At 72.8% G+C, this 25922-nt stretch carries 24 protein-coding genes; 8 read left to right on the top strand and 16 right to left on the bottom strand.

Going from position 1 to position 25922, the window contains the following annotated elements:
- Window position 1: 1 nt before the first annotated feature.
- From ACWD0Y_RS19395 to ACWD0Y_RS19385, 3 genes are all read right to left on the bottom strand, one after another.
- Window positions 2-1582, bottom strand: coding sequence for a sensor histidine kinase (locus ACWD0Y_RS19395; RefSeq protein WP_450261556.1), 1581 nt, complete (start codon window positions 1580-1582; stop codon window positions 2-4).
- A 41-nt stretch (window positions 1583-1623) separates the two neighbouring features.
- Window positions 1624-2661, bottom strand: coding sequence for a rod shape-determining protein (locus ACWD0Y_RS19390; protein WP_450261555.1), 1038 nt, complete (start codon window positions 2659-2661; stop codon window positions 1624-1626).
- 146 nt (window positions 2662-2807) lie between these two features.
- Window positions 2808-3416 carry a hypothetical protein gene (locus ACWD0Y_RS19385; RefSeq protein ID WP_450261554.1) on the bottom strand — a complete coding sequence of 203 codons (609 nt, stop codon included), beginning with the start codon at window positions 3414-3416 and terminating at the stop codon, window positions 2808-2810.
- A gap of 112 nt (window positions 3417-3528) precedes the next feature.
- On the opposite strand from ACWD0Y_RS19385, the gene ACWD0Y_RS19380 reads away from it, so the two are divergent.
- A complete protein-coding gene (locus ACWD0Y_RS19380) occupies window positions 3529-4383 on the top strand; it encodes an SCO2400 family protein (RefSeq protein WP_450261553.1) in 855 nt (284 codons plus the stop codon).
- A gap of 73 nt (window positions 4384-4456) precedes the next feature.
- Here the strand turns inward: ACWD0Y_RS19380 and ACWD0Y_RS19375 are convergent, their stop codons facing one another.
- A complete protein-coding gene (locus ACWD0Y_RS19375) occupies window positions 4457-4879 on the bottom strand; it encodes a MarR family winged helix-turn-helix transcriptional regulator (protein WP_450261552.1) in 423 nt (140 codons plus the stop codon).
- A 91-nt stretch (window positions 4880-4970) separates the two neighbouring features.
- Here ACWD0Y_RS19375 and ACWD0Y_RS19370 point away from each other — a divergent pair, with 91 nt between their 5' ends.
- Together ACWD0Y_RS19370 and ACWD0Y_RS19365 are read left to right on the top strand one after the other, a co-directional pair.
- Window positions 4971-5990 carry an NADP-dependent oxidoreductase gene (locus ACWD0Y_RS19370; protein ID WP_450261551.1) on the top strand — a complete coding sequence of 340 codons (1020 nt, stop codon included), beginning with the start codon at window positions 4971-4973 and terminating at the stop codon, window positions 5988-5990.
- 67 nt (window positions 5991-6057) lie between these two features.
- Window positions 6058-6486, top strand: coding sequence for an organic hydroperoxide resistance protein (locus ACWD0Y_RS19365; protein WP_450261550.1), 429 nt, complete (start codon window positions 6058-6060; stop codon window positions 6484-6486).
- Between the two features lie 113 nt (window positions 6487-6599).
- On the opposite strand, the gene ACWD0Y_RS19360 is transcribed toward ACWD0Y_RS19365, so the two are convergent.
- Window positions 6600-7778 (bottom strand): serine hydrolase domain-containing protein, encoded by a 1179-nt coding sequence (locus ACWD0Y_RS19360; protein ID WP_450261549.1) that lies wholly within the window; start codon window positions 7776-7778, stop codon window positions 6600-6602.
- Between the two features lie 89 nt (window positions 7779-7867).
- On the bottom strand, window positions 7868-10450 hold the full coding sequence (locus ACWD0Y_RS19355; protein ID WP_450261548.1) for a M14 family zinc carboxypeptidase: 2583 nt from the start codon (window positions 10448-10450) through the stop codon (window positions 7868-7870).
- A gap of 329 nt (window positions 10451-10779) precedes the next feature.
- Between ACWD0Y_RS19355 and ACWD0Y_RS19350 the strand changes: the two genes are divergently transcribed.
- Window positions 10780-11283: a GNAT family N-acetyltransferase gene (locus ACWD0Y_RS19350; protein WP_450261564.1), complete on the top strand. Its 504-nt coding sequence runs from the start codon at window positions 10780-10782 to the stop codon at window positions 11281-11283.
- The gene (locus ACWD0Y_RS19345; protein ID WP_450261547.1) at window positions 11276-12070 is read left to right on the top strand and encodes an EI24 domain-containing protein; all 795 of its coding nucleotides are present in this window, start codon (window positions 11276-11278) and stop codon (window positions 12068-12070) included. Before ACWD0Y_RS19350 ends, ACWD0Y_RS19345 begins: the two co-directional genes overlap by 8 nt.
- Before the next feature lie 4 nt (window positions 12071-12074).
- Here the strand turns inward: ACWD0Y_RS19345 and ACWD0Y_RS19340 are convergent, their stop codons facing one another.
- A complete protein-coding gene (locus ACWD0Y_RS19340; RefSeq protein ID WP_450261546.1) occupies window positions 12075-12806 on the bottom strand; it encodes a carbon-nitrogen hydrolase family protein in 732 nt (243 codons plus the stop codon).
- A gap of 58 nt (window positions 12807-12864) precedes the next feature.
- Between ACWD0Y_RS19340 and ACWD0Y_RS19335 the strand changes: the two genes are divergently transcribed.
- Complete coding sequence (locus ACWD0Y_RS19335) at window positions 12865-13473, top strand: LysE family translocator (protein ID WP_450261545.1); 609 nt, start codon at window positions 12865-12867, stop codon at window positions 13471-13473.
- 66 nt (window positions 13474-13539) lie between these two features.
- Here ACWD0Y_RS19335 and ACWD0Y_RS19330 read toward each other — a convergent pair whose 3' ends face one another.
- Together ACWD0Y_RS19330 and ACWD0Y_RS19325 are read right to left on the bottom strand one after the other, a co-directional pair.
- On the bottom strand, window positions 13540-14856 hold the full coding sequence (locus ACWD0Y_RS19330; RefSeq protein WP_450261544.1) for a pyroglutamyl-peptidase I family protein: 1317 nt from the start codon (window positions 14854-14856) through the stop codon (window positions 13540-13542).
- A 53-nt stretch (window positions 14857-14909) separates the two neighbouring features.
- Window positions 14910-15485: a TetR/AcrR family transcriptional regulator gene (locus tag ACWD0Y_RS19325; protein WP_450261543.1), complete on the bottom strand. Its 576-nt coding sequence runs from the start codon at window positions 15483-15485 to the stop codon at window positions 14910-14912.
- Between the two features lie 179 nt (window positions 15486-15664).
- On the opposite strand from ACWD0Y_RS19325, the gene ACWD0Y_RS19320 reads away from it, so the two are divergent.
- On the top strand, window positions 15665-18091 hold the full coding sequence (locus ACWD0Y_RS19320; RefSeq protein WP_450261563.1) for a beta-glucosidase: 2427 nt from the start codon (window positions 15665-15667) through the stop codon (window positions 18089-18091).
- 124 nt (window positions 18092-18215) lie between these two features.
- On the opposite strand, the gene ACWD0Y_RS19315 is transcribed toward ACWD0Y_RS19320, so the two are convergent.
- Window positions 18216-19169 (bottom strand): aldose epimerase family protein, encoded by a 954-nt coding sequence (locus ACWD0Y_RS19315; protein ID WP_450261542.1) that lies wholly within the window; start codon window positions 19167-19169, stop codon window positions 18216-18218.
- A 24-nt stretch (window positions 19170-19193) separates the two neighbouring features.
- On the bottom strand, window positions 19194-20111 hold the full coding sequence (locus ACWD0Y_RS19310) for an SGNH/GDSL hydrolase family protein (protein ID WP_450261541.1): 918 nt from the start codon (window positions 20109-20111) through the stop codon (window positions 19194-19196).
- A 306-nt stretch (window positions 20112-20417) separates the two neighbouring features.
- Between ACWD0Y_RS19310 and ACWD0Y_RS19305 the strand changes: the two genes are divergently transcribed.
- Window positions 20418-20912, top strand: coding sequence for a DUF3145 domain-containing protein (locus tag ACWD0Y_RS19305; protein ID WP_093800997.1), 495 nt, complete (start codon window positions 20418-20420; stop codon window positions 20910-20912).
- A gap of 97 nt (window positions 20913-21009) precedes the next feature.
- Here the strand turns inward: ACWD0Y_RS19305 and fabF are convergent, their stop codons facing one another.
- From fabF to ACWD0Y_RS19280, 5 genes are all read right to left on the bottom strand, one after another.
- The gene (gene fabF, locus ACWD0Y_RS19300) at window positions 21010-22272 is read right to left on the bottom strand and encodes a beta-ketoacyl-ACP synthase II (RefSeq protein ID WP_450261540.1); all 1263 of its coding nucleotides are present in this window, start codon (window positions 22270-22272) and stop codon (window positions 21010-21012) included.
- Window positions 22273-22350: 78 nt separating this feature from the next.
- Entirely contained in the window at window positions 22351-22608 is a 258-nt protein-coding gene (locus ACWD0Y_RS19295; protein WP_093800999.1) for an acyl carrier protein, read from the bottom strand.
- 69 nt (window positions 22609-22677) lie between these two features.
- Entirely contained in the window at window positions 22678-23682 is a 1005-nt protein-coding gene (locus ACWD0Y_RS19290) for a beta-ketoacyl-ACP synthase 3 (protein WP_450261539.1), read from the bottom strand.
- Window positions 23683-23694: 12 nt separating this feature from the next.
- Window positions 23695-24615: an ACP S-malonyltransferase gene (locus ACWD0Y_RS19285; protein WP_450261538.1), complete on the bottom strand. Its 921-nt coding sequence runs from the start codon at window positions 24613-24615 to the stop codon at window positions 23695-23697.
- A gap of 89 nt (window positions 24616-24704) precedes the next feature.
- Entirely contained in the window at window positions 24705-25910 is a 1206-nt protein-coding gene (locus ACWD0Y_RS19280; protein ID WP_450261537.1) for a PucR family transcriptional regulator, read from the bottom strand.
- Window positions 25911-25922 lie beyond the last annotated feature (12 nt).

Here is a 25922-nt window from a genome sequence, read left to right as displayed (position 1 = left end):
GTCACAGCGGTGCCTGCCAGGTGACCGTCGTACCGCGCCGCCCGTTCCCGGCCGTCCCGTCGTCGGTCACCGTCAGCCGTACGCCGTCCCGCCCGTCCGGCATCCGCGCCTTCGCGTCGACCGTCACCCCGACCTCCGTGACCCCCGCCCGCCGGTGCGCCGCCGCGAGCGCGCCGCGCAGCGCCGTCAGCAGCTGCCGGTCCACCGGTTCGTGCACCAGGGTGTCCACCGCGCCCGTGAAGTGCACCGACGGCTGGAAACCCAGCAGCGTGGCGGCGCCGGCCGTCTCGCGCAGGACCCGGCCCCGGAAACCGGCGGGCGCGTCCGCCGGGGGCTGCTGGAGAGCGAAGATGGCGGTCCGTACCTCCTGGATGGTGGAGTCCAGCTCGTCGACGGCCGCGCCGAGCAGTCCGTCCAGGTCCGTCGGTGTGTCCGTCGCGGCGGAGGCCCGCCGCCGGGTGGACTCCAGCATCATCTCGGTGGCGAACAGCCGCTGTACGACGAGGTCGTGCAGGTCGCGCGCGATCCGGTCGCGGTCCTCGAACACCGCCAGCCGCTCCCGGTCGTGCCCGCTGTCCGCCAGGACGAGCGCGAGCGACGCCTGCGAGGCGAACTGCGAGGCGAGCAGCCGGTCGGCGGCCGTGTACGGAGGACCGCCGCGCCGCCTCGGCAGGGCGAGTGTGCCGATCAGCCTGCCACCGCTCTGGAGCGGCAGCATCATGCTCGGTCCGAAGCGGCCCCGTACGCGCGTGGTCATGCGCTCGTCGGTCGCCGAGTCGTCGATGAACACCGGCTCCCCGCCGAGCAGTTGCTCCAGGACGGGACTGCCGGGCCCGATGACGGCGCCGAGCAGGTCGGCGGGGTCGTCGGGCGTCGAGGCCGCGACGATCTCCATGCCGCCCTCGGCGGTGGGCTGGAGGACCACGCCCGCCGAGGCGTCGGCGAGGACACGGGCCTGCTCGGCCACGGTCGTCAGGGCGTCCTCGGGGCTCTCGCCGGTGAGCAGGGCGGTGGTGCAGGCGGCGGCGCCCTCGATCCAGCGCTCCCGCCGGCGGGCCGTCTCGTACAGCCGCGCGTTGCCGATCGCGATGCCCGCCTGCGAGGCGAGCACCCGCAGCAGTGCCAGGTCGTCCGTGGTGAAACCGGCCGTCCCCTGCTTCTCGGTCAGGTAGAGGTTGCCGAAGACCTCGGTGCCGACCCGGACCGGGACCCCGACGAAGGAACGCATGGCGGGATGCCCCGGTGGCAGACCCGCCGCGCGCGGGTCGGCGGACAGGTCGGGGACGAGCAGCGGCCGCGGGTCCTGGACGAGGTGGCCGAGCAGGCCGGTGTGTCCGTCCGGCAGCCGGCCGATGCGCTCCCGTGCCTCGTCGTCGGCGCCCGAGGTGTAGAGCTCCGTGATGGTGCCGCGCTCGGGACCGACCACTCCGAGCGCGCCGTACCGCGCCCCGGCCAGCTCCGTGGCGGTGTCCACGATGTGCTGGAGCGTGGCGCGCAGATCGAGGTCGGAGCCGACGCTCAGCACGGCCTCCAGCAGCACCGGCAGCCGGGGCACCACGCGTGCGCCGCTCTCCGGGTCCATGGGTGTCCCGTAGCCCCGTAGCCCCGTAGCCCCGTACGCGCTCAGCGCCTGATCGGCTGGAGGGTCATCGGCTGGATCTTTCCTTCGAGCATCGCCCCGAGGCCGAGCACGGAGCAGACGTCGGGCCGTTCCGCGATGTGCACCGGCATGCCCGTCGCGTCCCGCAGCATCTGGTCGAGGCCCGGCAGCAGCGCGCTGCCGCCGACCATCATGATCCCGCACTCGACCAGATCGGCCACCAGGTCGGGCGGGCAGTCGCGCAACACCTTCCCGAGCCCGTCGAGCACGGTGGTGAGGGGGGCGTGGATGGCCTGGCGCACGGCGGCGGTGTCGACCTGCACGGAGCGGGCGAGGCCCGTGACCACGTCCCGGCCGTGGATCTCGGTGGACACGGGACCCTCCGAGGTCAGACCGTTGCCCCGGAGGGCCAGGTGGAGGGGGCGTACGGACTGGCTCGGCACCATCAGTTGGTGGTTCTGACGCAGGTACTGGAGCACGGCGTGGTCGATGGCGTTGCCGCCGACCGGCATGCGCTCGGCGGTGACGATCGAGCCGAGCGAGAGCACCGCGACCTGGGTGGCGGCCGCCCCGCACACCATGATCATGGTGGCTGACGGCTTCTCCACGGGCAGCCCGCAGCCGACGGCGGCTGCGATGAGGGTGTCGACCAGCTCGACGCGGCGCGCACCGAGCCCGATCAGGGTTTCGACGGCCGCGCGCTTGGCGAGCGGGTCGCTGTCGTGCGGGGTGCAGGCGGCGGCGCGCAGCCGCGGCTTGCGGCGGAGCTGACGCCGGAGCTTGTCCCCGAGGAGGTGGCGCAGCATGCGCTGGGCCATTTCGATGTCGACGACGGTGCCGCCGGACACGGGCCGTACGACTCGGATGTAGTCCGGCGTGCGGCCCGTCATCTGCTCGGCGAAGGCACCGACGGCGATGAGGGCGCCGCTGCGGGTGTTCACGGCGGCCACACTCGGCTCGTCGACGACGAGCCCGCAGCCCTTGACGTACACGCGGGTCCTGGCGGCCCCGAGGTCGACGGCGATATGGCAACGGCGCAACTGCTCAAGACGGACGGTCACGGCAGGGTCTTCTCCCGAGAGCACTGACGGACCGGCGGGCGCCGGTCCTGCTTCGCATCGTGCGGGGGCCGGTGGCCGTGCGCGCGCTGGGATGAGCCGGTCGGGCGTACGAGCTGACGCCGTGCCAGGAGCCGGGCGGCCCGGTGTCACGAGGCGTCAGGAAACTCCACACGCTGCAACAAACCCCAGGTGAACTCCGCGACGCACGCCTTCCCGTCGGGCAGCGTCAGTCGGAGCCGCCACCGCGTGGGCGCCGTTCCCTCCATCGGGCGAGCCGGCGGGAAGGCGCGGGCCACCTCGTCGACGGTGCACGACCAGGGGCGCAGATCACCGGCCGTGCGCAGCTCGGGCGCCGGGGCGCCGGGGGCGCGGACCAGCCATTCGTTCCATACGGCGCCGCCCGGCGCGGTCAGCACCTCGAAGCGCAGGCCGGGCCAGAGCGGCACCGGCCAGGCCAGGGCGACGCACTCCAGGTCGCCGGCCCTGCGGCGTACGGACGTCTCGGGCGGCCCGAGCACCGAGCGATAGCGCGCCACCGCGCCGCGCGTCCGCCCCGGACGGTTTTCCCCCGCGGTTCTGGGGGCGGGGGAGCGGCTCCCGCTCTGCCAGCGGCGATTGGCCTCGCGCATCTCCGCCGCCGTCGCTCCGAGCTCCCGGCGGGCGTCCTCGACCAGGCCCGGCTGATGGTCGGCCATCCGGCGCAACAGCACCAGCTGGAAGTCGAGCGGTCCGAAGGGGTGCGTGCCCGTATGCATACGCCCATCCTGCCCTGCCCCGCCGACACGCTGCGGAACACGAAATTCCACACAAGATCCTCACAGGCGTGGTCCCCGATGTTGCCCCCGGGACGCGTAGCCTGCGGGCGCCATGGATTACTGCTACTCCTGCCGCAGGCACCTCAACGGCGCTCTGGCCTGTGCCGGATGCGGAGCTCCCGCCGGTGGATTCGGTCACGCCGCGCCCTGGACGCCGTCGGAGCACGACGCCCGTCACGGTGACGACGGCCACCAAGGATTCGCCGGGCCGGCCGGGCCTGCCGGGCCCGCGGCGCCGTCTGGCCCCGAAGGTCCCGAGGCCCCCGAGGATTCCGGGGGTCCTGCGGGTCCCGGCCGTGCCGCCCGGCGTACCGGTTCCCAGCGTGCCCGCAGGGCGCACCGGCGCCGGGGCCGCAAGATGGTCCTCGTCTGCATGGGCCTGGTGCTGGCCGGGGGCGCGCTGAGCCTGGCCGAGCTCGCCACGGAGTCCGTGGGCGAGGGCCTGGCGTCCGGGACCGCGCAGGGCGACGGCGAGGGCGGGGACGCGAACGGGGCAGGCCCGGACGGGCAGCCGGCCCGGACCGGCGACGGCGGCGTGGGGAACACGGGGGCGGAGCCGTCGGCGGCGGCGCGTACCGCCTCGGCCTCGGCCTCGGCTTCGGAAAGCGGCTCGCCGTCCGCCGAGGCGTCGAAGTCCCCCTCGGCGAAAGCCACGGACGCCGGCAGCCCCCGTGCCAGTGACACCGCCACCGGCACCGGCGCCGCGACGGTTCTGGACGCGGAGACCGGTGGCGCACCGGCGGAGACCGGGAGCGGCGCGTCGTCCGCGCCCGCACCGCCCGCGTCGCCGGCCCCGCCGCCGGCGTCGTCCGCGGACCCGGGCCCCGGCACCGGCCCCGCCCCCCAGCCGACACCGGAACCCACGCCGACCGAGACCTGCGACCGGTTCCTGTGGTGGTGCACCTGATCCGGCCGGACGGCGGGTGAGGCAGAGGGGCGGGGCGCGGAGAGGGCGGGCGGAGGGGCTGAGGGCCCCGGGGTCAGCCCCCGAGCATCCGCTTCAGCAGGTCCCGCAGTGCGGTGCGCTCGTCGTCCGACAGTTCACCGAGCGGCTCGCGCGCGAAGTCCAGCGAGTCGCGCAGCAGGTCCGCGGTCCGGCGCCCGTCCGCGGTGACGGCGGCGAGCTTGACGCGCCGGTCGGCGGGGTCCGGCTTCCGTTCCACCAGGCCGCGCGTCTCCAGCCGGTCGATGATCCCGGTGACGTTCGACGGCTCGCACTTCAACTTTTTCGCGATGCGCCGCATGGGCAACGCTTCACCGGAGAGCAGACTCAGTACGCGCGCCTGGGCGCCGGTGAGTGAGTGCTTGGCCGCCGCTTCGTCGTACTCCTCGTAGTAGCGGGCCACGACCTCGCCGATGAGCTCGACGACTTCGCGGGTCAGATGGTCTGCACGAGGGGACATGTGCTTCATCGTACCCACTTACTTGACAATCTTAAATATCCAGGAGCATGGTTGTTTCATCACCTGAAGCTTTTCTAGGAGGTCGCACCGCATGACCGCACTGCCCACGACCGGCCGTTCCTGGCACCTCGTCGCCCGCCCGCACGGCTGGCCCAAGCCCGAGGACTTCGCACTGCGTGAAGCCCCGGTGACCGAGCCGGGCGAGGGCCGCATCCTGGTCCGCAATCTCCACTTCTCGGTCGACCCCTACATGCGCGGCCGCATGAACGACGTGAAGTCGTACGTCCCGCCGTTCAAGCTGGACCAGCCGATGGACGGCGGCGCGGTCGGCGAGGTCATCGCCTCCGCCGACGAGCGCTTCGCCGTCGGCGACCACGTCCTGCACGGTCTCGGCTGGCGCGAGTACGCCGACGTCCCCGCGCAGCACGCGACCAAGGTCGACGCCTCGCTCGCCCCGCTCTCCGCCTACCTCGGCGTCCTGGGCATGCCGGGCCTCACCGCCTACGCGGGCCTCTTCGAGGTCGCCTCCTTCAAGGAGGGCGACGCGGTCTTCGTCTCCGGCGCGGCCGGCGCCGTCGGCAGCCAGGTCGGCCAGCTGGCGAAGCTGCGGGGCGCCTCGCGCGTCATCGGCTCGGCGGGCTCCGACGAGAAGGTCAAGCACCTGGTCGAGGACCTCGGCTTCGACGCCGCCTTCAACTACAAGAACGGCCCCGTCGCGCAGCAGCTGCGCGAGGCCGCGCCCGACGGCATCGACGTCTACTTCGACAACGTCGGCGGCGACCACCTCGAAGCGGCCATCGGCTCCCTCAACGTGCACGGCCGCGCGACGATCTGCGGCATGATCGCGCAGTACAACAACACGGAGTCCACGCCGGGGCCGCGCAACATGGCGCTGATCATCGGCAAGCGGCTGCGCCTCCAGGGCGTGCTGGTCGGCGACCACGCCGCGCTCCAGCCGCAGTTCGTCCAGGACGTCTCGGCGTACATCCGCTCGGGCGAGCTCAAGTACAGCGAGACGGTCGTCGAGGGCATCGAGAACGGCTATGACGCGTTCGTCGGTCTTCTCCGGGGCGAGAACACCGGCAAGATGATCGTTTCGCTCACCCGATAAGCTCACCCCCAGCCGTCGCGGTCGTGGGCGCGAGCCGCGGCGTACACAGCAGGAGGAATGCTTCAGCATGACCATTCTCGACATAGACGTGAAGTACACCGCTGTCGCCACCGCCGAGAACGGCCGTGACGGCCGCGTGGCGTCGGACGACGGCAAGCTCGACGTCGTCGTCAACCCGCCCAAGGAGATGGGCGGCAGCGGCGCAGGCACCAACCCGGAGCAGCTCTTCGCCGCCGGCTACAGCGCCTGCTTCCAGGGTGCGCTGGGCGTCGTCGCGCGCAAGGAGAACGTGGACATCTCCGGTTCGACCGTGACCGCGAAGGTCGGCATCGGCTCGAACGGGAACGGCGGCTTCGGCCTCGAGGTCGCGCTCTCCGCGCACATCCCGACCGTGGACGAGGTCACCGCGCTGGATCTGCTGGAGAAGGCGCACCAGGTGTGCCCGTACTCGAACGCGACCCGCGGCAACATCAAGGTCGAGCTGGCCGTCGTCTGACGTCTGCCGGAACGCGAAGCACCGCGTGAGCCGAAAGGCCGCACCCCGTCCACGGGGTGCGGCCTTTCGCCGTCGCTCCGGCCGGCGGGAACGGCTTCGCGGGGACGGACGGCCTAACCCACGACGCCCGCGCCCGCGGCCTCCGTCGCCGCCCGCATGACCGCAGCCGACAGCCGGCCGTTCTCGGGCGCCGCGCCGCCGGGGAAGGCGAACCTGCGGCGCGTGTAGCCGTACGTGACACCGCTGCGCGGGTCGGCGAACGCCAGGGAGCCGGCGGCCCCGCTGTGCCCGAACGCGCCCGCCCCCAGGGCGGGGTAGTCGTCCGAAAGGGCCAGGAAGCCGAGACCGAAGGCGCCGCGCGAGCGGCTCACCAGGTCGTAGCCCTCCGAGTGGATCTGCCCGACCTCGGCGATCATGTCCGGCTTCAGCAGCGGAGGACGCCCGTCCACCTCACCGACGGCCGCCGCGTACATCTTCGCCATGGCGGTCGCATGGGCCAGGCCGGCGGCGGAGGCGTTGCCCCGGGCGCGCGCGAGCCGTGTGTTGGCCCACTCCACCAGGTCCGTCGGCCTCTCCCCGTGGAGGTTGAACGCGATGCCGCCCAGGCTGTGCCGCGAGACCGCGCCGGCGTCGAGCTCCGCCTGCTGCGCCGGTGTCGGGTCCATGGGCTGGATGTCCAGGACCCGCGGTTCCAGCTCCTCGGGCAGCCCGAGGTAGAAGTCCAGGCCGTACGGCGCCCGGACCCGCTCCTCGAAGACCTCCTGGAGGGTCTTCCCCGTGGCCCGGTACACGACCTCACCGGCCAGCGCGCCGATGACCAGCCCGTGATAGCCGAAGGCGGTGCCCGCCCGCCAGTACGGCCGCTGCCCCGCCAGCCGTTCCGCGATGACGCGGTCGTCCGTCAGCTCCTCGTCCGTGAACCCGGTGTCGGCGCCGACGACCCCCGCCCGGTGCGCGAGCAGTTCGCGCAGCGTGAGATCCGCCTTGCCCTCCGCCCCGAACTCCGGCCAGTAGTGCGCCACTTCCCGGTCCAGGTCCAGTACGCCGTCCTGCGCCAGGAGCGCGACGACCAGGTACGCCGCGCCCTTGGTGGAGGAGAAGACGTTGAGCAGCGTGGTGCCCGTGACCTCGTCCCCGCCCCACAGGTCGACGACCTGCCGGCCTCCCGCGAAAACGGCCAGCTGGGCGTCGGCGTGACCCGGCCGCTCCTCGGCCAGTACGGCGGCGAACTCCTCCCGTACACCCTCGAATCCCTCGGCGACCGTGCCCTGCACCGTGACCTTCTCCGGCATCGTGTGCTCCCCCTCGAAGCTGCGTGTACGTGTGTCACGGGTGAGTGACCGGGTGATCAAGCAACGGCCGCCGGGGGATTATTCCGGGCTCAGCCCGCCGAGTGGATCAACGCCCGCCCGACCTGCGCGAAGGCGCCCTTCGGGTGCGCGCGGAACAGCGGCTCCGTACCGAAGAGCACGACTTGCGCGCCCTTCGCCGACGTACCGCTGACGACGGCCGCCCGGCCGGCCGCGTCCCCGGGGCCGCCGCTGCCGTCCCCGGCCGCGCGCCAGTGGCCGGACACGAGCGGGTTCCCCGTGCCGTACGACTGCTCGACCCGCACACCGGGGCCGAGGCCGGTGAACCACATCGGCGAGTAGACGAAGGTGTGCTCCGGCGCGCCGCCGGACACCGCGCCGCCCGCGTTGGAGACCCGGACGACGCCGTTGGCGTCCCCGTTGCCCTCGACCGGCTCCGCCGCCAGCAGACCGGCTCCGGCGTTGAGCGCCGCGCCCGCGGCGCCGCGGCCGACCAGGCCGCCACCGTCGGAGAGGAACGCGTCGAGTGCGCCGCGCGCGGCCGCGTCCAGCTTCCCGTACTCCAGCCCGGACGACACGAACAGCACATCGGCCCCCGACCAGTCGAAGCCCGCGTTGAGCGCGGCCGTCGAGACCGGCAGCACCTCGAAGCCCATCTCGCGCAGCGCGAACAGCTCGCCGGGCGTGACGGCCGCGGCGACCCGGGTGCGGTGCAGCGGGGCGACGCCCCTGGCCTTGGTGGCGTGGAAGGCGACGCCGTACCGCACGGCGAGAGCGGCGGCCTTCTTGCGGGCCGAGGCGGGCACGAGCGCGCTGCCGTCGGCCGTACGCCGCACCTTCACCCCGTCCCTCAGCAGGGAGTTGAGCGCGGCCAGCTCCCTGGGGTCGCCGAGCCGCAGCTGGAGGTCGCCGCGCGCAGCGACGTAACCGGTCGGCGACGCGGCACGCACCGCACGCCCCGGAACATCCACCCCGCCGGGAGCCTTCTGCACCTTCTCGACGCTCGCGCCCCACAGCAGGCCGAGGCTCCAGCCCGAGATGTCGTACATCGTCGAGACGTCCGCGCTGATGTCCCGCCCCTCGTGCAGGATCACGTTGGCCAGCCCGCGCTTGGGCTGGCGCATGTCGACGACGTACGACCCCGCCTCGTACGACCGGCCGCCGAGCCGGAAGTCCCGCCGGGCGCGCTCCACCTTCACGTCATTGGCGACGAGGTGGTCGACGAGCCGGGCCGCGGCCGTCGCGGACCGCTGTCCCCGGCCCGCCGGGACGACGTACGCCCGGGGGAAGTCCGTCGTGTAGACGTCCTCGGGGCCGATCCCCGGCACGCCCGGAACGGTCTCCTCCGACACCGGCACCTGCGCGGCACCCGCCGCGCCGCGCCGGAACGTCTCGATCTGGTCGGCGACGACCGAAGAGCGCTTCTGGGCCGTGTAGTCGAGGGTCGCGCGCATCGCCGCGCCCGCGATGTCCGTGTTGATGGCGGCCCTGCGGCGCAGCTCGGCGACCGGCAGCGTGTCGTACGACCGGTTGTTGACCTGCATCGGGAACTCGATGGTGTGCGCCGCGACCGCGCCCTGGAACGGCATGTACTGCGGCGTGAAGATCGGCGGCCAGTCGTCCCAGCCCTCCTCCTGGTCGCGGAAGGGGATGACGGCGGGCTCGACGCCGTCCTTCTCCGCCGTGTAGCCGAGGCCGTTGACGGCCCGCTCCATCCCCAGCGCGTTGGCGTAGGAGTTCTTGAGGAAGAGGTCGTACTCGTAGTTCTCGCCGTGCGGCGGGGTCGTCGGCTCGATGAGCGTGCCGTTGACGTACCCGTGCAGGTCGATCATGACGGCCGGCTGCTTGTCGATGGCGATCCGCCGGATCGCGCGCGCCTCGGGCTGGGTGGCGGTGATGAAGTCCCGGTTGAGGTCGAAGCCGTTGGAGTTGGCGCGGGTGCCGGCGATCCGCCCGTCGGGGTTGGCGGTCACGTTGAGGTAGACGCGGGTCTTCGCCAGCAGATCGGCGGTCTTGCGGTCCTTCGCCTTCGCGAGCTCCTCGATGAGCCTCAGGGCGGCGTCCGTGCCCTCCCACTCGTTGCCGTGGATGTTGTTGTTGATGAACACCGGCGCCTTGTAGTCCGCCTTGACGCGCCGGTCCTTGGCGGCGGCGGCCGGCGCGTTCTCGATCAGCTCCCGCATCCGCTCCTGCTCGCGGGCCTCACGGTCGCTCTCCGGCGCGGTCACGGTCACCAGGTACAGCTGGTGGCCGCCGGCGGACCGCCCGGCGACCTCGACGCTGACCCGGTCGCCCAGCTTCTGCAGCTCGTTGAGTTTCGGGGCGATGGAGTGGTACGGCGTGAGCCCCAGCTTGATGGACTTGTCGGCCGGATCCGGTGCGGGCGGGACGAGGCGGGTACGGCGCGGATATCCGCCGTCGTGCCGCGGCCCAAAGGACGCCCGGCCGTCGAGCGCCGCGGCGGCGGCGCCCGCCGGCGTGCGCGCCGCCTTCTCCTGGCCGGCGGCGGCCCGTTCCCGGTGAACGCCGTTCCCGTTCCCGCCGCCGTCGGCGGGAGGACCGGGCCGGGCGGCGGCGGGGACGGAGGAGAGCAGAAGTGCGCCTGCCACGGCGGCGGTGGTGATGAGGAGAGGTCTCGGTATGCCTGTGCCCATGCGTATCTCCGGATGCGTCGGAAGCGATCAGGGATGATCGTTACGCAGGGTCTACCTGGTGAATCCCCCCGCAACAAGAGGGCGTTGCACGCCGGTGCCGGGGAGGGGGCCTCGGCTGAGCCGGCGGCCGGAGCGGCCCCCGGCCCGTGCGGGCAGGCGCGGGACGGCCCCCGCCCGGGGAATTCCGCCCGGCGGATCCGGTCACCACCGGCCGTCACGGTGGCGCCGCGCACGGTCCGCTCCGCCCCGCACCCGCCTGCGGGGCGGAACGCGAGTGACGAGCGTGCTCACGCCTTGTACGGTCCACCCATGCCGCTCCTGCCCCCTCCCTGCGCCTGACACGACTGCGTGACGACCACGCCCCGGCCCTTCTCGCCTTCGAGCGGGAGAACCGCGCCTACTTCGCGCGGTCGGTGCCCGACCGGGGCGACGACTACTTCGCCCGCTTCGAGGCCCGCCACGCGGCCCTCCTCGCCGAGCAGGAAGCCGGCCTGTGCCACTTCCACCTCCTCGTGGACGAGCGGGGCGCCGTCCTCGGACGCGTCAACCTGGTCGACGTCACGGACGCGACCGCCGACCTGGGCTACCGCGTCGCCGAGCGGGCCACGGGCCGGGGCCTGGCGGTCGCGGCCGTGCGGGAGATCCGCACGCGCGCCGCGACCGACTACGGCCTCGAAGTCCTCACCGCGGCCACCACCGCCGACAACCCCGCCTCGCGTGCCGTCCTCACCCGCAACGGCTTCGTCCCGGTCGGCGACACCGACCTGGACGGCCGGCCGGGTACGCGGTACCAGGTCCGCCTCGGGCAGTGGATAGGCTGTTCGCATGCGTGATCTCGGGGTGGGCTTCGGCTACTTGATGAAGGGCCAGCGGTGGGTCGGCCGCCACGGCAAGTCCTACGGCTTCGGACTGCTGCCCGGCCTGGTGACCTTCGTGCTGTACGCCGGCGCCCTCATCGGGCTCGTCTACGGCGCCGACGACCTCGCGGCCTGGGCCACGCCCTTCGCCGACGGCTGGGGCTCGCCCTGGCTCGGCCTCTTCCGCGGCGCGCTGACCGCCCTGCTCTTCGCCCTCGCGCTGTTCCTCGCGGTGATCACCTTCACCGCCGTGACACTGCTCGTCGGCCAGCCCTTCTACGAGGAGCTGTCCGAGCGCGTCGACCGCTCCGTGTCCCCCGACGGCACCGCCCCCGAGTCGGATCTCCCGCTGGTCCGCGAGCTGTGGATCTCCGCCCGCGACAGCGCGCGCGTCCTGGCCCGGGTGGTGCTGTACGGCGTCCTGCTCTTCGCCTGCGGTTTCATCCCCGTCGTCGGCCAGACCGTCGTCCCCGTGCTCGGCTTCTGCGTCTCCGGCTTCTTCCTCGCGCACGAGCTGACGTCCGTGGCGCTCCAGCGGCGCGGCGTCGAGCTGAAGCAGCGCCTCACTCTGCTGCGCGGCCGCCGCCTGCTCACTCTCGGCTTCGGCGTCCCGCTCACCCTCGCGTTCCTCGTGCCGCTGGTCGCGGTCTTCCTGATGCCGGGCGCGGTGGCCGGTGCGACGCTGATGGCGCGGGACCTGCTGGAGGAGCCGTCGGCCGACGCGGACCACGCCGGCGCGGCCCTGCCTCCCGCCACCGCGTAGACGGCTACCGCGCAGGCACCTCCGCCAGGACGAGACCCGCCCCGTACGGCGCCGCCTCGGCGAGCGCCGTACCGTCGGGGCCCCACACCGCGCTCAGCCCGCAGGCGTCGTACGGCCCCGCCCGCCCCACGTGATTGGCGAGGACGACGTACAGCCCGTGGTCCCTCGCCCGCGCCGGATAGACCGCGAGGCGCTCCCGCTCGCCGTTCCCCCTCCCGTACAGCGAACTCGCCATGTAGACACGGCAGGCGTCGGCGGCGGCCCGCTCCGCGACGTCCGGGAAGTGGCTGTCGAAACACGTCGCCAGCGCGAACCGCACACCGTCCAGCGCGAACCGCCCGTCGCCCGTGCCCGGTGCGAAGACGTCGCGTTCGTTCTCGTACAGATGCTGCTTGTCGTAACGGGTGAGCAGTGCGCCGTCCGGTCCCAGGACGAACGACGCGATGGCGGGCCGGCCGCCGCCGTCCGTGGCCGGGGCCGCGCAGTTGACCACGGCCGCCGTGGCCGTCTCGCGGCAGGCCGCCCTGACCGGTTCCAGGCGCGGGTCGCCGGGCGTGACGAGCAGCGACGGATCCCGGGCGAGCAGTTCCAGTTCGTACCCGGTCAGGGCCAGTTCGGCGAAGCCGGTGACACGGGCTCCGCGCCCGGCCGCCTCCCGGACGTACGCCGCCATCCGCCGCGCGTTCGCGTCGACGGAACCGGGCTCGGACGTGAACTGCGCGGTGGCCACGATCATGCGGTCCAGTATCCGCGAAGCGCTTGATGGCCGGACGCCCGGGCGCCAGCATCACCCCATGACCGAAGTGACCGCCGTAGCCGTCATCACCCTCCTCGCCGTCGTCAGCCCGGGCGCCGACTTCGCGATGGTCGTCCGCAACAGCTGCCTCTACGGGCGTACGACCGGCCTGTTCGCCGCCGGCGGAGTCGCCGCGGGCGTCCTCGTCCACGTCACGTACACGATGCTCGGCGTCGGACTGCTGATCGCCTCGTCGGCCGAGCTCTTCACCGCGATCAAGCTGGCGGGCGCGGCCTACCTCGTCTACGTCGGCGTCCGTACCTTCACCGCCCGCGCCGACCTCACCGTCGACCTGGAGTCGAAGCCGGAGCCGGGCCCGCTCGGCGCGCTGCGCTCCGGCTTCCTCACCAACGTCCTCAACCCGAAGACGACACTCTTCGTCGTGTCGACCTTCACCCAGGTGGTCGGGCCGGGGACGCCCGTGTGGCAGCAGGCCGGCTACGGCGTGTTCATGTCGGCCGCCCACCTCGGGTGGTTCGGTGCGGTCGCGCTCTTCTTCTCCGACTCCCGGCTGCGCGCGGCCCTGCTGCGCCGCCAGAAGGCCCTCAACCGCGCGATCGGATCGGCGCTGGTCGGGCTCGGAGTCACCCTGGGCTTCGCCCGCTGAACCCGGCCCCGCCGCCCGGCGGAAGCCCGCCCGCGGGCCTCCGCCACGGCGCGCCGGCCGCCTCCGCTACGGCGTGCCCGCCGCCACCGTCACGATCGCCCGCACCTGCGCGACGATGTCCAGCCGGTTGCGTACGAACGCGGGGTCGGTCACCTCGGTCGTGTTGCCCGCACCGAACTGCAGCACCGGCGTGTGCACATGCCCGCCGGGCAGTTCCTTCAGCCCGAGGCGGTCGCGCAGCAGCGTCGCCCGGTACGCGATCTCGTTGGAGAGGTAGTCGCCGCCCCCGCCCGCGCGGGCGGCCGAGCCCGCGGTCGGGCCGTCCGGGCGGACCACGGGGGCGGTCGCGCCCGCCGGGATCTCGGTCACCGACGTGTTGTCGTACACCGGGAAGCGGCCGGTGTCCGCGGCCACGATCTCCTGGTACGGGAGCGTGGTCGCCGTCCACTGCGGCTGCGAGGCGGGATCGGCCATCGGAACGGTCTCCGTGCGCGAGACGTTCTCGTTGTCCGGGAAGCCGCCGCGCCAGGCCCCGTTGAAGCGTTCGACGTCGATCCGGCCGGCCCGCCCCTGGCTGACGGTGGTGAAGAGGTCGAGGTGCGGCAGGTGCGGGCGCAGGGCGCGCTCGACCGTGCCGTCCGCGAAGTCCTGCCAGCGGACCGGGAAGACGGCCGTCTCGATCCGCGCGGGGCCGGCGGCGGTCCGTACCACCGTGCCGTCCAGCGCGAGCGCTGTCGCACCCGACGGGTTGCTGATCCGCACGTCCCGGTCCAGCGTGAACGGGTCGAAGCCGGTGACGAGCACCCGCTTCATGCCCTTGCCCGCTGCCGCCGTCTGCGTCGCCGGGAAGCGGATCGTGTCCTGGCCGCGCGACGACCGCTCCAGCCGGTCCAGCAGTTTCGCCCGCGCCGCACCGGAGAGCCCGAACGGCGCCTGCCACTGCCGCAGTTCGCGGGTCATGCCCAGCCGCGCCCAGTACAGCGGCCGGTCGTCGTCCCGGCTCAGGTCCGCCCGTCGCCCGCCACCGTCCTTCCGGGAAAGCGCTTCGCGCCCTCCGTGTTCCGCCGGGCCCCGCCCCTGCGCCCGGTCCACGGCGCGCTGCCACAGCCGCGATCCGTGCCGTACGACGGTCCGCTCGGCCGCGGCGTACGACCGCGCACCGCTCAGCGTCCTCCCGAAGTCCGCCGCCACGGTGTCGAATCCGCTGCGCCGCAGGATCTCCTGCGGCGCGGCCCGTTCCAGCCGCTGCTCCTCGACGGTGGCCGGATCCACCGACACCGGCTCCGCCGCCGTGGCGGGCAGCGCCCCGAGGAGGGGGACGAGCGTGAGGAACGCGACGCCGAGTGCGTGGCGCCGGAGACGTGCCGGGCGTATCGGGGACACGGGTGATCCTTCCGTCGGGTGGCGGAAGTATCCCGGTACACCTGCGCCGTGCGCTACGGGGCGGGCTCGCGCCGCAGGAGGGAGAGGAAGTCGCGGAAGGCGGCCGGCATGTCCACCTCCTGCGGATCGAGCAGCCACTGGTACTGGAGCCCGTCCATGACCGCCACCAGAAGCGGCGCCGCCCGTTCCGGCGTCAGCCCGCCGGGCAGCCGGTCACCGTACTCGGCGCGCAGGGCGGCCGCCATGTCCCCGCGGACCTGGGCGTAGCGGTGAGTGAAGAACTCCCGCGCCGGGTGGTCATCGGTCACGCTCTCGCCGAGCAGCGCGGAGAAGGTCTGTACGACGCCGGGGCGCATCGCGTTGTACTCCACCAGCGAGTCGAGCAGGTCCGGCCGCCAGACCCCGGTACCGCGCCCCGGGCCGCCGGTGTCCCACTGGTCGCGCTCCTCCAGGACGGCGACGAGCAGGGCCTCCTTGGTGGGGAAGTAGTGGAGCAGCCCCTGCTGGGTCAGGCCCACGCGCTCGGCGACCGCGCTCACCGACGCTCCCCGGTAGCCGCGTTCGGCGATCACTTCGCGGGCCGCGCGGAGGATCTCCGCCCGCCGCTCCTGGCTCCTGGCCCTGGCCATCGCCCCGGTTCCTTCCCCTCGTACGTGCTGGCAGGACGGTACGCCATCCCCGTAAATCTCGGAAGGGTAACGAACCCTACCGGCCTACAAGTGGACGCGTGACGATGGAGGCACCAGCAGGACTTCGACGAGGAGGTACCGCCGTGGCAGTCGAACCCCCCACCCAGGACGCCGGCCGGATGCGCGAGGAGGCCGTCGAAGCGGCCCTCGGCAGGCTCGGCCTGGACGCCAAGACCCGCCTGCTCGCCGGCCAGGACATGTGGTCGCTTCCCGCGCTCCCCGAGATCGGCCTGAAGTCCCTGGTCATGTCCGACGGCCCGGTCGGCGTCCGCGGTGTCCGCTGGACCGCCGACGACCCGTCGGTCGCGCTGCCGTCGCCGACCGCGCTCGCCGCGACCTGGGACCCGGAGCTCGCGCGCCGCGTCGGCCGCCTGCTCGCCCAGGAGGCCCGCCGCAAGGGTGTGCACGTCCTCCTCGCGCCGACCGTGAACCTGCACCGCTCGCCGCTCGGCGGCCGGCACTTCGAGTGCTGCTCCGAGGACCCGTACCTCACCGGCGAGATCGGCTCGGGTTACGTGAAGGGCGTCCAGGACGGCGGCGTCGGCACGACCGTCAAGCACTTCGTCGCCAACGACGCCGAGACCGACCGCTTCACCGTCGACAACGTCATCGACCCCCGCCCCCTGCGCGAGCTGTACCTGGCGCCCTTCGAGGCCATCGTCAAGAACGCCCGCCCCTGGGGCGTCATGGCGGCGTACAACCAGGTCAACGGCGTCACCATGACCGAGCACCGCCACCTCCAGAACGAGGTGCTGCGCGGCGAGTGGGGCTTCGACGGCTTCGTCGTCTCCGACTGGACGGCGGCCCGCTCCACCACCGGCGGTATCGAAGGCGGCCTCGACGTCGCCATGCCGGGCCCCGCCACGGTCTACGGCGAGGCGCTCGCCGGCGCGGTCAGGTCGGGCGAGGTCGACGAGTCCGCCGTCGACGGCGCCGTACGCAACGTCCTGCGGCTCGCCGCCCGCGTCGGCGCCCTGGAAGGCGCCCCGCCCGTCGTCACCGAACCGCCGGCCGCGATCGACGGGCAGGCGCTGGCCCGCGAGGTGGCCCGCCGCGCGTTCGTCCTCCTGCGCAACGAGAACCACGCCCTCCCCATCGACCCCTCCAAGCTCCGCAAGCTCGCCCTCATCGGCGCGGCGGCCCGCGACGCGCGCATCCTGGGCGGCGGCTCCGCCACCGTCTTCCCCGAGCGGGTCGTCGCCCCTCTCGACGGCCTCACCGCCGCCCTCGCGGACTCCGCCCCGGCCTACGCCGTCGGGGCCGACCCCAGCGACGAACTCGGCCCCGCCGGCAAGGGGTTCGCCCTCCGGGCCGTCTGCCGCGACGCCGCCGGCGGCATCATCGGTACGCGCCCGCTTCCCGGCGGGCAGGTGCAGTGGATCGGCGACGACCTGCCGGACGGCGTCACCCACGAGACACTCCACAGCGTCGAGGTCAGGGGCACCTTCACCCCGCGCGAGAGCGGCGAGCACGCCTTCGGCACCCGCGGCCTCGGCGCGTTCACGCTGACCGTCGCCGGCGAGGTGCTCTACGACGGCGTCCAGGAAATGGGCGACGAGGGCGACCCCTTCGAGGCGTTCTTCGGCGCCCCGGCCGAGCGCGGCCGCGTCCGCCTCACCGCGGGCGAGCCGGTCGAGGTCTCCCTCGTCCACCCCGTCACGGGAACGGCCGGCGCCCCGCTCCCGGCGGTCATGTTCTCGTTCCTGCACGGGGCGCCGCGGCGCGACGCCGACGAACTGATCGCCGAGGCCGTCGAAGCGGCCCGCGACGCCGATGTGGCGGTCGTCGTGGTCGCCACGACCGAGCGCGTCGAGTCGGAGGGCTTCGACCGTACGGACCTGCGCCTGCCGGGCCGCCAGGACGACCTGGTCCGCGCGGTGGCCGCCGCCAACCCGAACACCGTCGTGGTCGTCAACTCCGGCTCCCCGGTGGAGATGCCGTGGCGCGAGGACGTGGCGGCGGTACTGCTCAGCTGGTTCCCCGGTCAGGAGGGCGGCGCCGCGCTCGCCGACGTGCTGCTCGGCGCCGCCGAGCCGGGCGGGCGGCTGCCCACCACCTGGCCGGCCGCCCTCACCGACGCACCGGTGACGCAGGTCGTGCCGACGGGGGGCGAACTGCGCTACGACGAGGGCCTGTTCATCGGCTACCGCGCCTGGGACAGGGCCGGCGCCGTCCCGGCGTACGCGTTCGGCCACGGCCTGGGCTACACCACCTGGGAGTACGAGTCCCTGGAGGTGACCCCCACGACGGCCAGGATCCGGGTCCGCAACACCGGGTCACGCACCGGCCGGGAGGTCGTCCAGGTCTACCTGGCGCCGCAGGCGGACCCGGTGGAGCGCCCGGTGCGCTGGCTGGCGGGGTTCGCGGGCGTCGAGGCGGGGCCGGGCGAGTGGGCGGAGGCGCGGATCGCGCTGCCGGGCCGCGCGTTCGAGGTCTGGGACGAGGAGACCGGCTCCTGGTCCTTCGTCCCCGGCACGTACGAGGTCCGGACCGGCCGTTCCCTCGCCGACATCCGCCTGACCGCGACCCTGGACATCGAGGACTGAACCGCCGCGGGGGCTTGTTCCCCCACCCCGCCTCTTCCCGTGACCGGAGGGCAGGACGGCCCGGCCTCGGGAAGGGACGGGCGGGGAACAAGCCCCCGCGGGGCCCCGGACCCGTACCCGCCGCCTACCCCCGCACCCCGAACCCGTAGACCGTCGCCGAGGCGAAGACCTCACCCGGCCGCAGGACCACCGCCGGGAACTCCGGCCGGTTCGGTGAATCGGGGAAGTGCTGGGTCTCCAGCGCGACCCCGTCGAACCCGTCCGGCGTGTACACCTGCACCCCCGGCTCGGTCGTCGCGACGGTCACCACGCGCCCCGACCCCGGGTCGTACAGCTCACCCACCACCTCGGCCTCGTCCGTCACACCCTTGTCCAGCACGAAGTTGTGGTCGTACCCGTCCCCGAGCACCCGCGCCTCACGGAAGTCGAACCGCGACCCGGCCACCGGCCGGATCTCCCCGGTCGGTATCCCGCCCCCGTCCACCGGAGTCACCGCCCCGGCCGCGAGCCGCAGTTCGTACGGGCCGCCGCTCCCGAGGCTCCAGTACGTGTGGTTCGTCAGGTTCACCACGGTCGGCGCGTCCGTCACCGCCCGGTAGGCGATCCGCAGCGCCCCGCCCTCCTCCAGTGTGTACGTCGCCGAGACCTCGACCCGCCCCGGAAAGCCCTCTTCGCCGTCGGGGCTGACCCGCGAGAGCCGTACCCCGTGCGGGGCCACCGCCTCCGCGTCCCACACCCGCTTGTCGAAACCGCGCTCGCCGCCGTGCAGGCTGTTGTCCGGCGCGCTGTTGCGCGCCAGGGCGTACGTCCGCCCGTCCAGCTCGAAAGCCGCGCCCGCGATCCGGTTCGCGTACCGGCCGACCAGCGCCCCGAAGTACGGCTCCGGGCGCTCCAGGTAGCCGGCGAGACGGTCGAACCCGACCGCGACAGCGCCCACCCGCCCGTCCCGGTCCGGTACTTCCACCGACTGGACGATCCCGCCGTACGTCAGGACGCGCACCACCACCCCGTCCCGTTCCAGGACCCAGCGGTGGACGGGCGTGCCGTCGTCGAGCGTGCCGAAGAGTTCCGCATTCATGACCCGAAACCCTATGCGAACGGTCTACGCCGGGGGTTCCTCGGCCGTGATGTTGCGGTACGCGATCTCCGCCAGCCGTTCCTGCCCGTTCCTGCTCGGGTGGAACCAGTCCCAGGGGCTCAACTGCGCGCCGGTGAACCGGTACTCGAAGACCGCCCCGCCGTCGTACCGGCAGCGCGCGTCCTTCCCGCACACGTCCTTCAGCACCTCGTTGTACGCGACGACCCGGTCCCGCACCGACTCCCGCCGCGCCACCGCCGCCGCGTCCATCGCGTCCGGCGAGCCCAGCATCGACTGGCAGAGGCCCAGCTCCCAGATCTGCTTTCCGAGCGGGTTCCCGCGCCCCTGGGACCACAGCCGCTTCAGGTCCGGCACGCTCGACACGTACAGCTGCGACGTGGGCAGTTCCTTGCGCAGCTTCTTCACCGAGGTCTCGAAGTGCGTACGGAAGTCAGCCACCGATGTCATGTGCGACACGTCGTCGCGGCAGGCGTCGTTCGCGCCCACCATGACCGTCACCAGCTCCGGTTCGTCCGCGACAGCCCGCGTCATCTGCTCCGGCAGCTCGGCGATCCGCGCCCCCGACTTCGCGTGGTTCCAGGTACGCGCGGCCACACCCGCCTTGCCGAGCAGCCGCAGCGCCACGCTGCGCACCGTGGCGTCCGTACCCGTCGCCCAGGACACCTCGGGGCAGTCCGCGAGCACCGCGCACGCGTCGAAACCGCGCGTGATCGAATCCCCGACGGCGGCGATGGACGCCGGGCTGCGGTCCCACACCGGAGTGGGCCGGGGAGCGGGCCGCGGCCCCGCCGGCGAGCCGCCCCCGTCCGCGTCGTTGTTCCCCGCGTCGCACCCCGCGAGCCCGCCCAGGAGGACGAGCAGTGCCGCTGTCGCGGTGGCGACGGCGGCGCGCGGCCGGCGGCTGTGACGGCTCTCCCGCATCCCGTGGTCCCCTCCGTGGCGTCGTGCGGGCGCCCTGGCGAGTGAAAGCTTCGTGTTCACGGCACCCCGGACCGACAGTACGTCACCCGCCGGGCGCCGCCGCACGGTAGTTTTTCCCCGTCGAACCAGCAGCGCTTCGCCCATCCGGGGCACCGGTAAATTACATCACGTCACATACTGTCCCTTTTCAGGAGATTCACTCCCGATGCTGTTTACTGTTGACAACCTCGGGAGCCGACCGGGAAGAGGCGGTACGGGCGCGAGGCCGCTGGGGAAGGCGAACCTCGTCCCACACTGGAGGTCCCGGTGACGACACGTGGAGTTCTGTACGTTCACTCCGCACCGCGCGCGCTGTGCCCGCACGTCGAATGGGCAGTAGCGGGCGTACTCGGTGTGCGGGTCAATCTCGACTGGATCAGACAGCCGGCCTCGCCCGGCACCTGGAGAGCCGAGTTCTCCTGGCAGGCCCAGCCGGGCACCGCCTCCAGACTCGCCTCCGCCCTGCGCGGCTGGCATCTGCTGCGCTTCGAAGTGACGGCCGAACCGTCCCCCACGGCGGAGGGCGAGCGCTACAGCTCCACGCCCGGACTCGGCATCTTCCACGCCGTCACCGGCATGCACGGCGACATCCTGATCCCCGAGGACCGGCTGCGCGCCGCCCTCGCCCGTTCGGTCGGCGGCGAGACCGATCTGGAGGCCGAGGTCGCCAAGCTGCTCGGCAAGCCGTGGGACGACGAACTGGAGCCCTTCAGGTACGCGGGCGAGGGCGCTCCCGTCCGCTGGCTCCACCAGGTCGTCTGACGGGGCGACAGGGCCGCATACGGGACGAAGGCCCTGCCGGGAGCCTGCGAGCTCCCGGCAGGACCTTCGTCCGTGCCGCCGTGCCGCTGTGTGCGGATCAGACCGTACGGAAGGCCAGCACCACGTTGTGGCCGCCGAAGCCGAACGAGTTGTTGATCGCGGCGATCGTTCCCTCGGGCAGTGCGCGCGGCTTGTCCCGCACGATGTCCGCGTCCACGTCGGCGTCCAGGTCGTCGACGTTGATGGTCGGCGGAGCCGTCCGGTGGTGCAGCGCCAGGACCGTCGCGACGGTCTCGATGCCGCCGGCGCCACCGAGCAGGTGACCGGTCATCGACTTCGTGGCGGAGATCGCCACGTGGTCGAGGTCGTCACCGAGGACCCGGCGCAGGGCCTTGATCTCCGCGACGTCGCCCTGCGGGGTCGAGGTGGCGTGCGCGTTGAGGTGCACGATCTCGGACGGCTTGAGCCCGCTGTCGTCGATCAGGTTCTGCATGGCGACGGCGATGCCGCGGCCGGTCGGCTCGGGCTGCGCGATGTGGTGGGCGTCCGCGGACAGACCCTGGCCCACCACCTCGCAGTACGCCCGGGCGCCACGCGCGGCCGCGTGTTCGGCCGACTCCAGGACGACGACACCCGCGCCCTCGCCGAGGACGAAGCCGTCCCGGCCCGTGTCGTACGGACGCGACGCCTTCTGGGGCTCGTCGTTGCTCTTGGACATCGCCATCATGTTGGCGAAGGCGGCGATGGGCAGCGGGTGGATCGCCGCCTCCGTGCCGCCGGCGACGACCACGTCGGCGCGGCCGGTACGGATCATCTCGACGGCGTAGCCGATGGCTTCGGCGCCGGAAGCGCACGCGGAGACCGGGGTGTGCACGCCCGCCTGGGCGTTGACCTCCAGGCCGACGTTGGCGGAGGGGCCGTTCGGCATGAGCATGGGAACGGTGTGCGGGGAGACGCGGCGTACGCCCTTCTCCTTCAGCACGTCGTACTGGTCGAGCAGGGTGGTGACGCCGCCGATGCCGGAGGCGATGACCGCACCGAGACGGTTGGGCTGGATCTTGTCGTCCTCGCCCGCCTTGCCGGTGTAACCGGCGTCGGCCCACGCCTCGCGGGCCGCGATCAGCGCGAACTGCGCCGAACGGTCCAGCTTGCGGGCCAGGGGCCGGGGCAGTACGTCGCCCGGGTCGACGGCCGCGGGGGCCGCGATACGGACGGGAAGTTCGGCGAAGCGCTCGCCTTCCAGGGGCTTGACGCCGGAGCGCCCTGCCATCAGACCTTCCCAGGTCGATGCGGCGTCGCCACCCAGCGGTGTTGTTGCGCCGATACCGGTGACGACCACGGTGCGATTGGTCGGGCTCACAGGAATTCTTTCTCCACGTGTAGAGGGTGCTGAATTTTCACGGCGCCACCGCCGGGCGGCGACAGACGCATGTCAGGCTCAGGCCTTGGAGACCTGGTGCTGCGCGATGTAGTCGGCGGCGTCGCCGACCGTCTTGAGGTTCTTGACGTCCTCGTCCGGGATCTTGACGTCGAAGCGCTCTTCGGCGGCGACGACGACCTCGACCATGGACAGCGAGTCGACGTCCAGGTCGTCGGTGAAGGACTTGTCCAGCTGGACGTCCTCGGTGGGGATACCGGCGATCTCGTTGACGATCTCGGCGAGGCCGTCGACGATCTCTTCCTGGGTGAAGGCCATTGTGGCGCTCCTTCGTGTTGGGCTGAGGGAATGGGGTGAAGCGGCAGGCCCGGAACGGTCCGGACGTGCCTAGGGGAGGGTAACGACCGTCGCGGCGTAGACGAGACCCGCCCCGAAGCCGATGACCAGCGCGGTGTCGCCGCTCTTCGCCTGCCCGGTCGCCAGGAGCCGCTCCATCGCGAGCGGAATCGAGGCGGCCGAGGTATTGCCGGTGGTTTCGACGTCACGGGCGACCGTGACGTGCTCCGGCAGCTTCAGAGTCTTCACCATCGAGTCGATGATCCGCATGTTCGCCTGGTGCGGAATGAAGACGTCCAGGTCGTCCGCGGTGATCCCGGCCGCGTCCAGCGCCTGCTGGGCGACCTTCGCCATCTCGAAGACGGCCCAGCGGAAGACCGCCTGGCCCTCCTGCGTGATGGCCGGGAACTTCGCGACCTCACCGCCGTTGCGGTAGTCCGACCACGGAACGGTCTGCTTGATGGTTTCGGACTTGTCGCCCTCGGAACCCCACACGGTCGGGCCTATGGCCGGTTCCTGCGCGGGGCCGACGACGACCGCGCCCGCACCGTCGCCGAACAGGAAGGCCGTCGCGCGGTCCTCCAGGTCGGTCAGGTCCGAGAGCCGTTCCACGCCGATGACGAGGACGTACTGCGCACTGCCTTCGACAACCATTCCCTTGGCGAGGGTCAGGCCGTAGCCGAAGCCGGCGCATCCGGCCGAGATGTCGAAGGCGGCGGGCTTGTTCGCGCCGATCCTGTCCGCGATCTCGGTCGCGACGGCCGGGGTCTGCTTGAAGTGCGAGACGGTGGAGACGATGACGCCGTCGACCTGCTCGGCGGTGATCCCGGCGTCGGCCAGTGCCTTGCCCGCGGCCTCGATCGACATCGTGGCCACGGTCTCCTCGTCGGAGGCCCAGTGGCGGGTCACGATGCCGGAGCGGGAGCGGATCCACTCGTCGGAGGAGTCGATCGTCTCGAGGATCACCTCGTTGGGCACGACACGGGTCGGACGGTAACCGCCGACACCCATGATCCGCGCGTACGGGGCGCCCTGGCTGGGCTTGATCTTCGACATGCTCTCGGGCTCCTATCGCGCCGCGTGCTCAGCGATGAGCGCGCGGGCCGCGTCGAGGTCGTCGGGGGACTTGAGCGCGAGCGTCTTCACACCGGGCAGTGCGCGCTTGGCGAGCCCCGTCAGCGTTCCGCCGGGGCAGACCTCGATGAGCGCGGTGGTGCCCAGCTCCTTGAGGGTCTCCATGCACAGGTCCCAGCGGACCGGGTTGGAGACCTGGCTGACCAGACGTGCGACGACCTCGGAGCCGGTGGAGACGGCCTTGCCGTCGGCGTTCGAGACGTACGTGACGGCCGGGTCGGAGACGGCCAGGTCCTGCGCCGCCTTGCCCAGCTCGGTGACCGCGGGAGCCATGTGGTGCGTGTGGAACGCGCCGGCGACCTTGAGCGGTACGACGCGGCGTACGCCCTCGGGCTTGTCCGCCTCCAGCGCGGCGAGCTGCTCCAGCGTGCCGGCGGCCACGATCTGGCCCGCGCCGTTCACGTTCGCCGGGGTCAGGCCGAGCCTCTCCAGGTGCGGGGCGACGACCTCGGGGTCACCGCCGAGGAGCGCCGACATACCGGTCTCGGTGACGGCCGCGGCCTCGGCCATGCCCAGGCCGCGGGTGCGTACGAAGCCGAGCGCGGCCTCTTCGGTGAGCACGCCGGCGTACGCGGCGGCGGTGATCTCACCGACGCTGTGGCCGGCGACCGCCGAGACGTCGGTACGGGCGTCCAGCGCGGCGGCCGACAGCAGGCCGGCGGCGACCAGCAGAGGCTGTGCGACGGCCGTGTCGCGGATCGCGTCCGCGTCGGCCTGCGTGCCGTAGTGGACAAGGTCGAGCCCGATGGCGTCGGACCACGCGGCGAGCCGGTCGGCGGCGCCGGGGAGGTCGAGCCAGGGAGTCAGGAAGCCGGGCGTCTGGGCGCCTTGGCCGGGAGCGACGAGTACGAGCACCCTCACACTCTCTCTTGTGGACGGCTGTGCGGGCCCGTGGGGACAGGGACCAAGAACCGTCGGGGGAATTGTTGGATTGCGACAAAAGTCTAGGGCTGTGAATCTCCGTCGGCCAGGCGCCCCAGGATGAGGGCGATCCGCAGCGTGAACGCGGAACGGACGTCGGAGGGTGACCAACCGGTGACGTCCGTCACACGTCGGAGCCGGTAGCGCACGGTGTTGGGGTGCACGAAGAGCATCCGCGCCGCGCCTTCGAGACTGCTCGCCTGCTCCAGGTACACGCTCAGTGTCTCCAGCAGCGCCGACCCCGCCTCCTCCAGCGGTCTGTAGATCTCCTCCACCAGCTGCTCCCGCGCGGCAGGATCCGACGCGATGGCCCGCTCGGGGAGGAGATCGTCCGCGAGGACCGGACGCGGGGCGTCCTGCCAGGCCTGGCACGCCTTGAGCCCGGCGGCGGCGGCCTGCGCGGACCGGGTGGCGGCGAGCAGGTCCGGGACCACGGGCCCGGCGACCACGGGGCCCGCCGCGTACGGGCCGATCAGGCCCTTCGCGACCTGGAGCGGGTTGTCGCTGCCGCCCGCGATGACGACCAGACGGCTGCCGAGCACCCCGGTCAGGACCTGGAGCTTGGCGTGCCGGGCGGCCCGCCGGATCGCCTCGACCGTCAGCTCGGAGTCGCCGTCGGGCGCGGTGCCGAGGACGACGCAGACGTGCTCCGGGGAGTTCCAGCCCAGCGCCGCCGCGCGGGAGACCGCGCCCTCGTCGGCCTCGCCGGACAGCACCGCGTTCACGACGAGGGATTCCAGGCGGGCGTCCCAGGCGCCACGGGCCTCGGCGGCCTGCGCGTACACCTGGGCGGTCGCGAAGGCGATCTCGCGGGCGTACACGAGCAGGGCCTCGCGCAGGACCGACTCGTCGCCCGGCGCCGCGACCTCCTCGATCGCGGTCTCCATGACCTCGATCGTCGTACGCACCATCTCGACGGTCTGGCGCAGGGTGATCGCCCGGGTCAGCTCACGGGGCGCGGTGCCGAAGACGTCGGTGGAGATGGCCTGCGGGGTCTCGGGATGCCGGAACCACTCGGTGAACGCGGCGATGCCGGCCTGGGCGACCAGGCCGATCCACGACCGGTTCTCCGGCGGCATGGCCCGGTACCACGGCAGTGTCTCGTCCATGCGGGCGATCGCGTTCGCGGCGAGGCGGCCGGAGGACTTCTCCAGCCGGCGCAGGGTCGCGGTGTGCGGGTGGGCGGCGTTCGCGGCGGGCTGCTCAGGATCGGGTTCGGGTTGGGGCACGGGACAAGACTG

This window comes from Streptomyces altiplanensis (assembly GCF_053591575.1).
Note: the sequence above shows the minus strand (reverse complement) of the source record. Positions and strands in the feature narration are given on the sequence as shown.

Coding starts and splice junctions, on each gene's coding strand:
- ACWD0Y_RS19370 (WP_450261551.1), top strand. CDS start 4,971: ATGACCGCACTGCCCACGACCGGCCGTTCCTGGCACCTCGTCGCCCGC.
- ACWD0Y_RS19395 (WP_450261556.1), bottom strand. CDS start 1,582: ATGGACCCGGAGAGCGGCGCACGCGTGGTGCCCCGGCTGCCGGTGCTG.
- ACWD0Y_RS19345 (WP_450261547.1), top strand. CDS start 11,276: ATGCGTGATCTCGGGGTGGGCTTCGGCTACTTGATGAAGGGCCAGCGG.
- ACWD0Y_RS19355 (WP_450261548.1), bottom strand. CDS start 10,450: ATGGGCACAGGCATACCGAGACCTCTCCTCATCACCACCGCCGCCGTG.
- ACWD0Y_RS19320 (WP_450261563.1), top strand. CDS start 15,665: ATGCGCGAGGAGGCCGTCGAAGCGGCCCTCGGCAGGCTCGGCCTGGAC.
- ACWD0Y_RS19385 (WP_450261554.1), bottom strand. CDS start 3,416: ATGCATACGGGCACGCACCCCTTCGGACCGCTCGACTTCCAGCTGGTG.
- ACWD0Y_RS19290 (WP_450261539.1), bottom strand. CDS start 23,682: ATGTCGAAGATCAAGCCCAGCCAGGGCGCCCCGTACGCGCGGATCATG.
- ACWD0Y_RS19375 (WP_450261552.1), bottom strand. CDS start 4,879: ATGTCCCCTCGTGCAGACCATCTGACCCGCGAAGTCGTCGAGCTCATC.
- ACWD0Y_RS19295 (WP_093800999.1), bottom strand. CDS start 22,608: ATGGCCTTCACCCAGGAAGAGATCGTCGACGGCCTCGCCGAGATCGTC.
- ACWD0Y_RS19335 (WP_450261545.1), top strand. CDS start 12,865: ATGACCGAAGTGACCGCCGTAGCCGTCATCACCCTCCTCGCCGTCGTC.
- ACWD0Y_RS19325 (WP_450261543.1), bottom strand. CDS start 15,485: ATGGCCAGGGCCAGGAGCCAGGAGCGGCGGGCGGAGATCCTCCGCGCG.
- ACWD0Y_RS19310 (WP_450261541.1), bottom strand. CDS start 20,111: ATGCGGGAGAGCCGTCACAGCCGCCGGCCGCGCGCCGCCGTCGCCACC.
- ACWD0Y_RS19360 (WP_450261549.1), bottom strand. CDS start 7,778: ATGCCGGAGAAGGTCACGGTGCAGGGCACGGTCGCCGAGGGATTCGAG.
- ACWD0Y_RS19315 (WP_450261542.1), bottom strand. CDS start 19,169: ATGAATGCGGAACTCTTCGGCACGCTCGACGACGGCACGCCCGTCCAC.
- ACWD0Y_RS19340 (WP_450261546.1), bottom strand. CDS start 12,806: ATGATCGTGGCCACCGCGCAGTTCACGTCCGAGCCCGGTTCCGTCGAC.
- ACWD0Y_RS19380 (WP_450261553.1), top strand. CDS start 3,529: ATGGATTACTGCTACTCCTGCCGCAGGCACCTCAACGGCGCTCTGGCC.
- ACWD0Y_RS19365 (WP_450261550.1), top strand. CDS start 6,058: ATGACCATTCTCGACATAGACGTGAAGTACACCGCTGTCGCCACCGCC.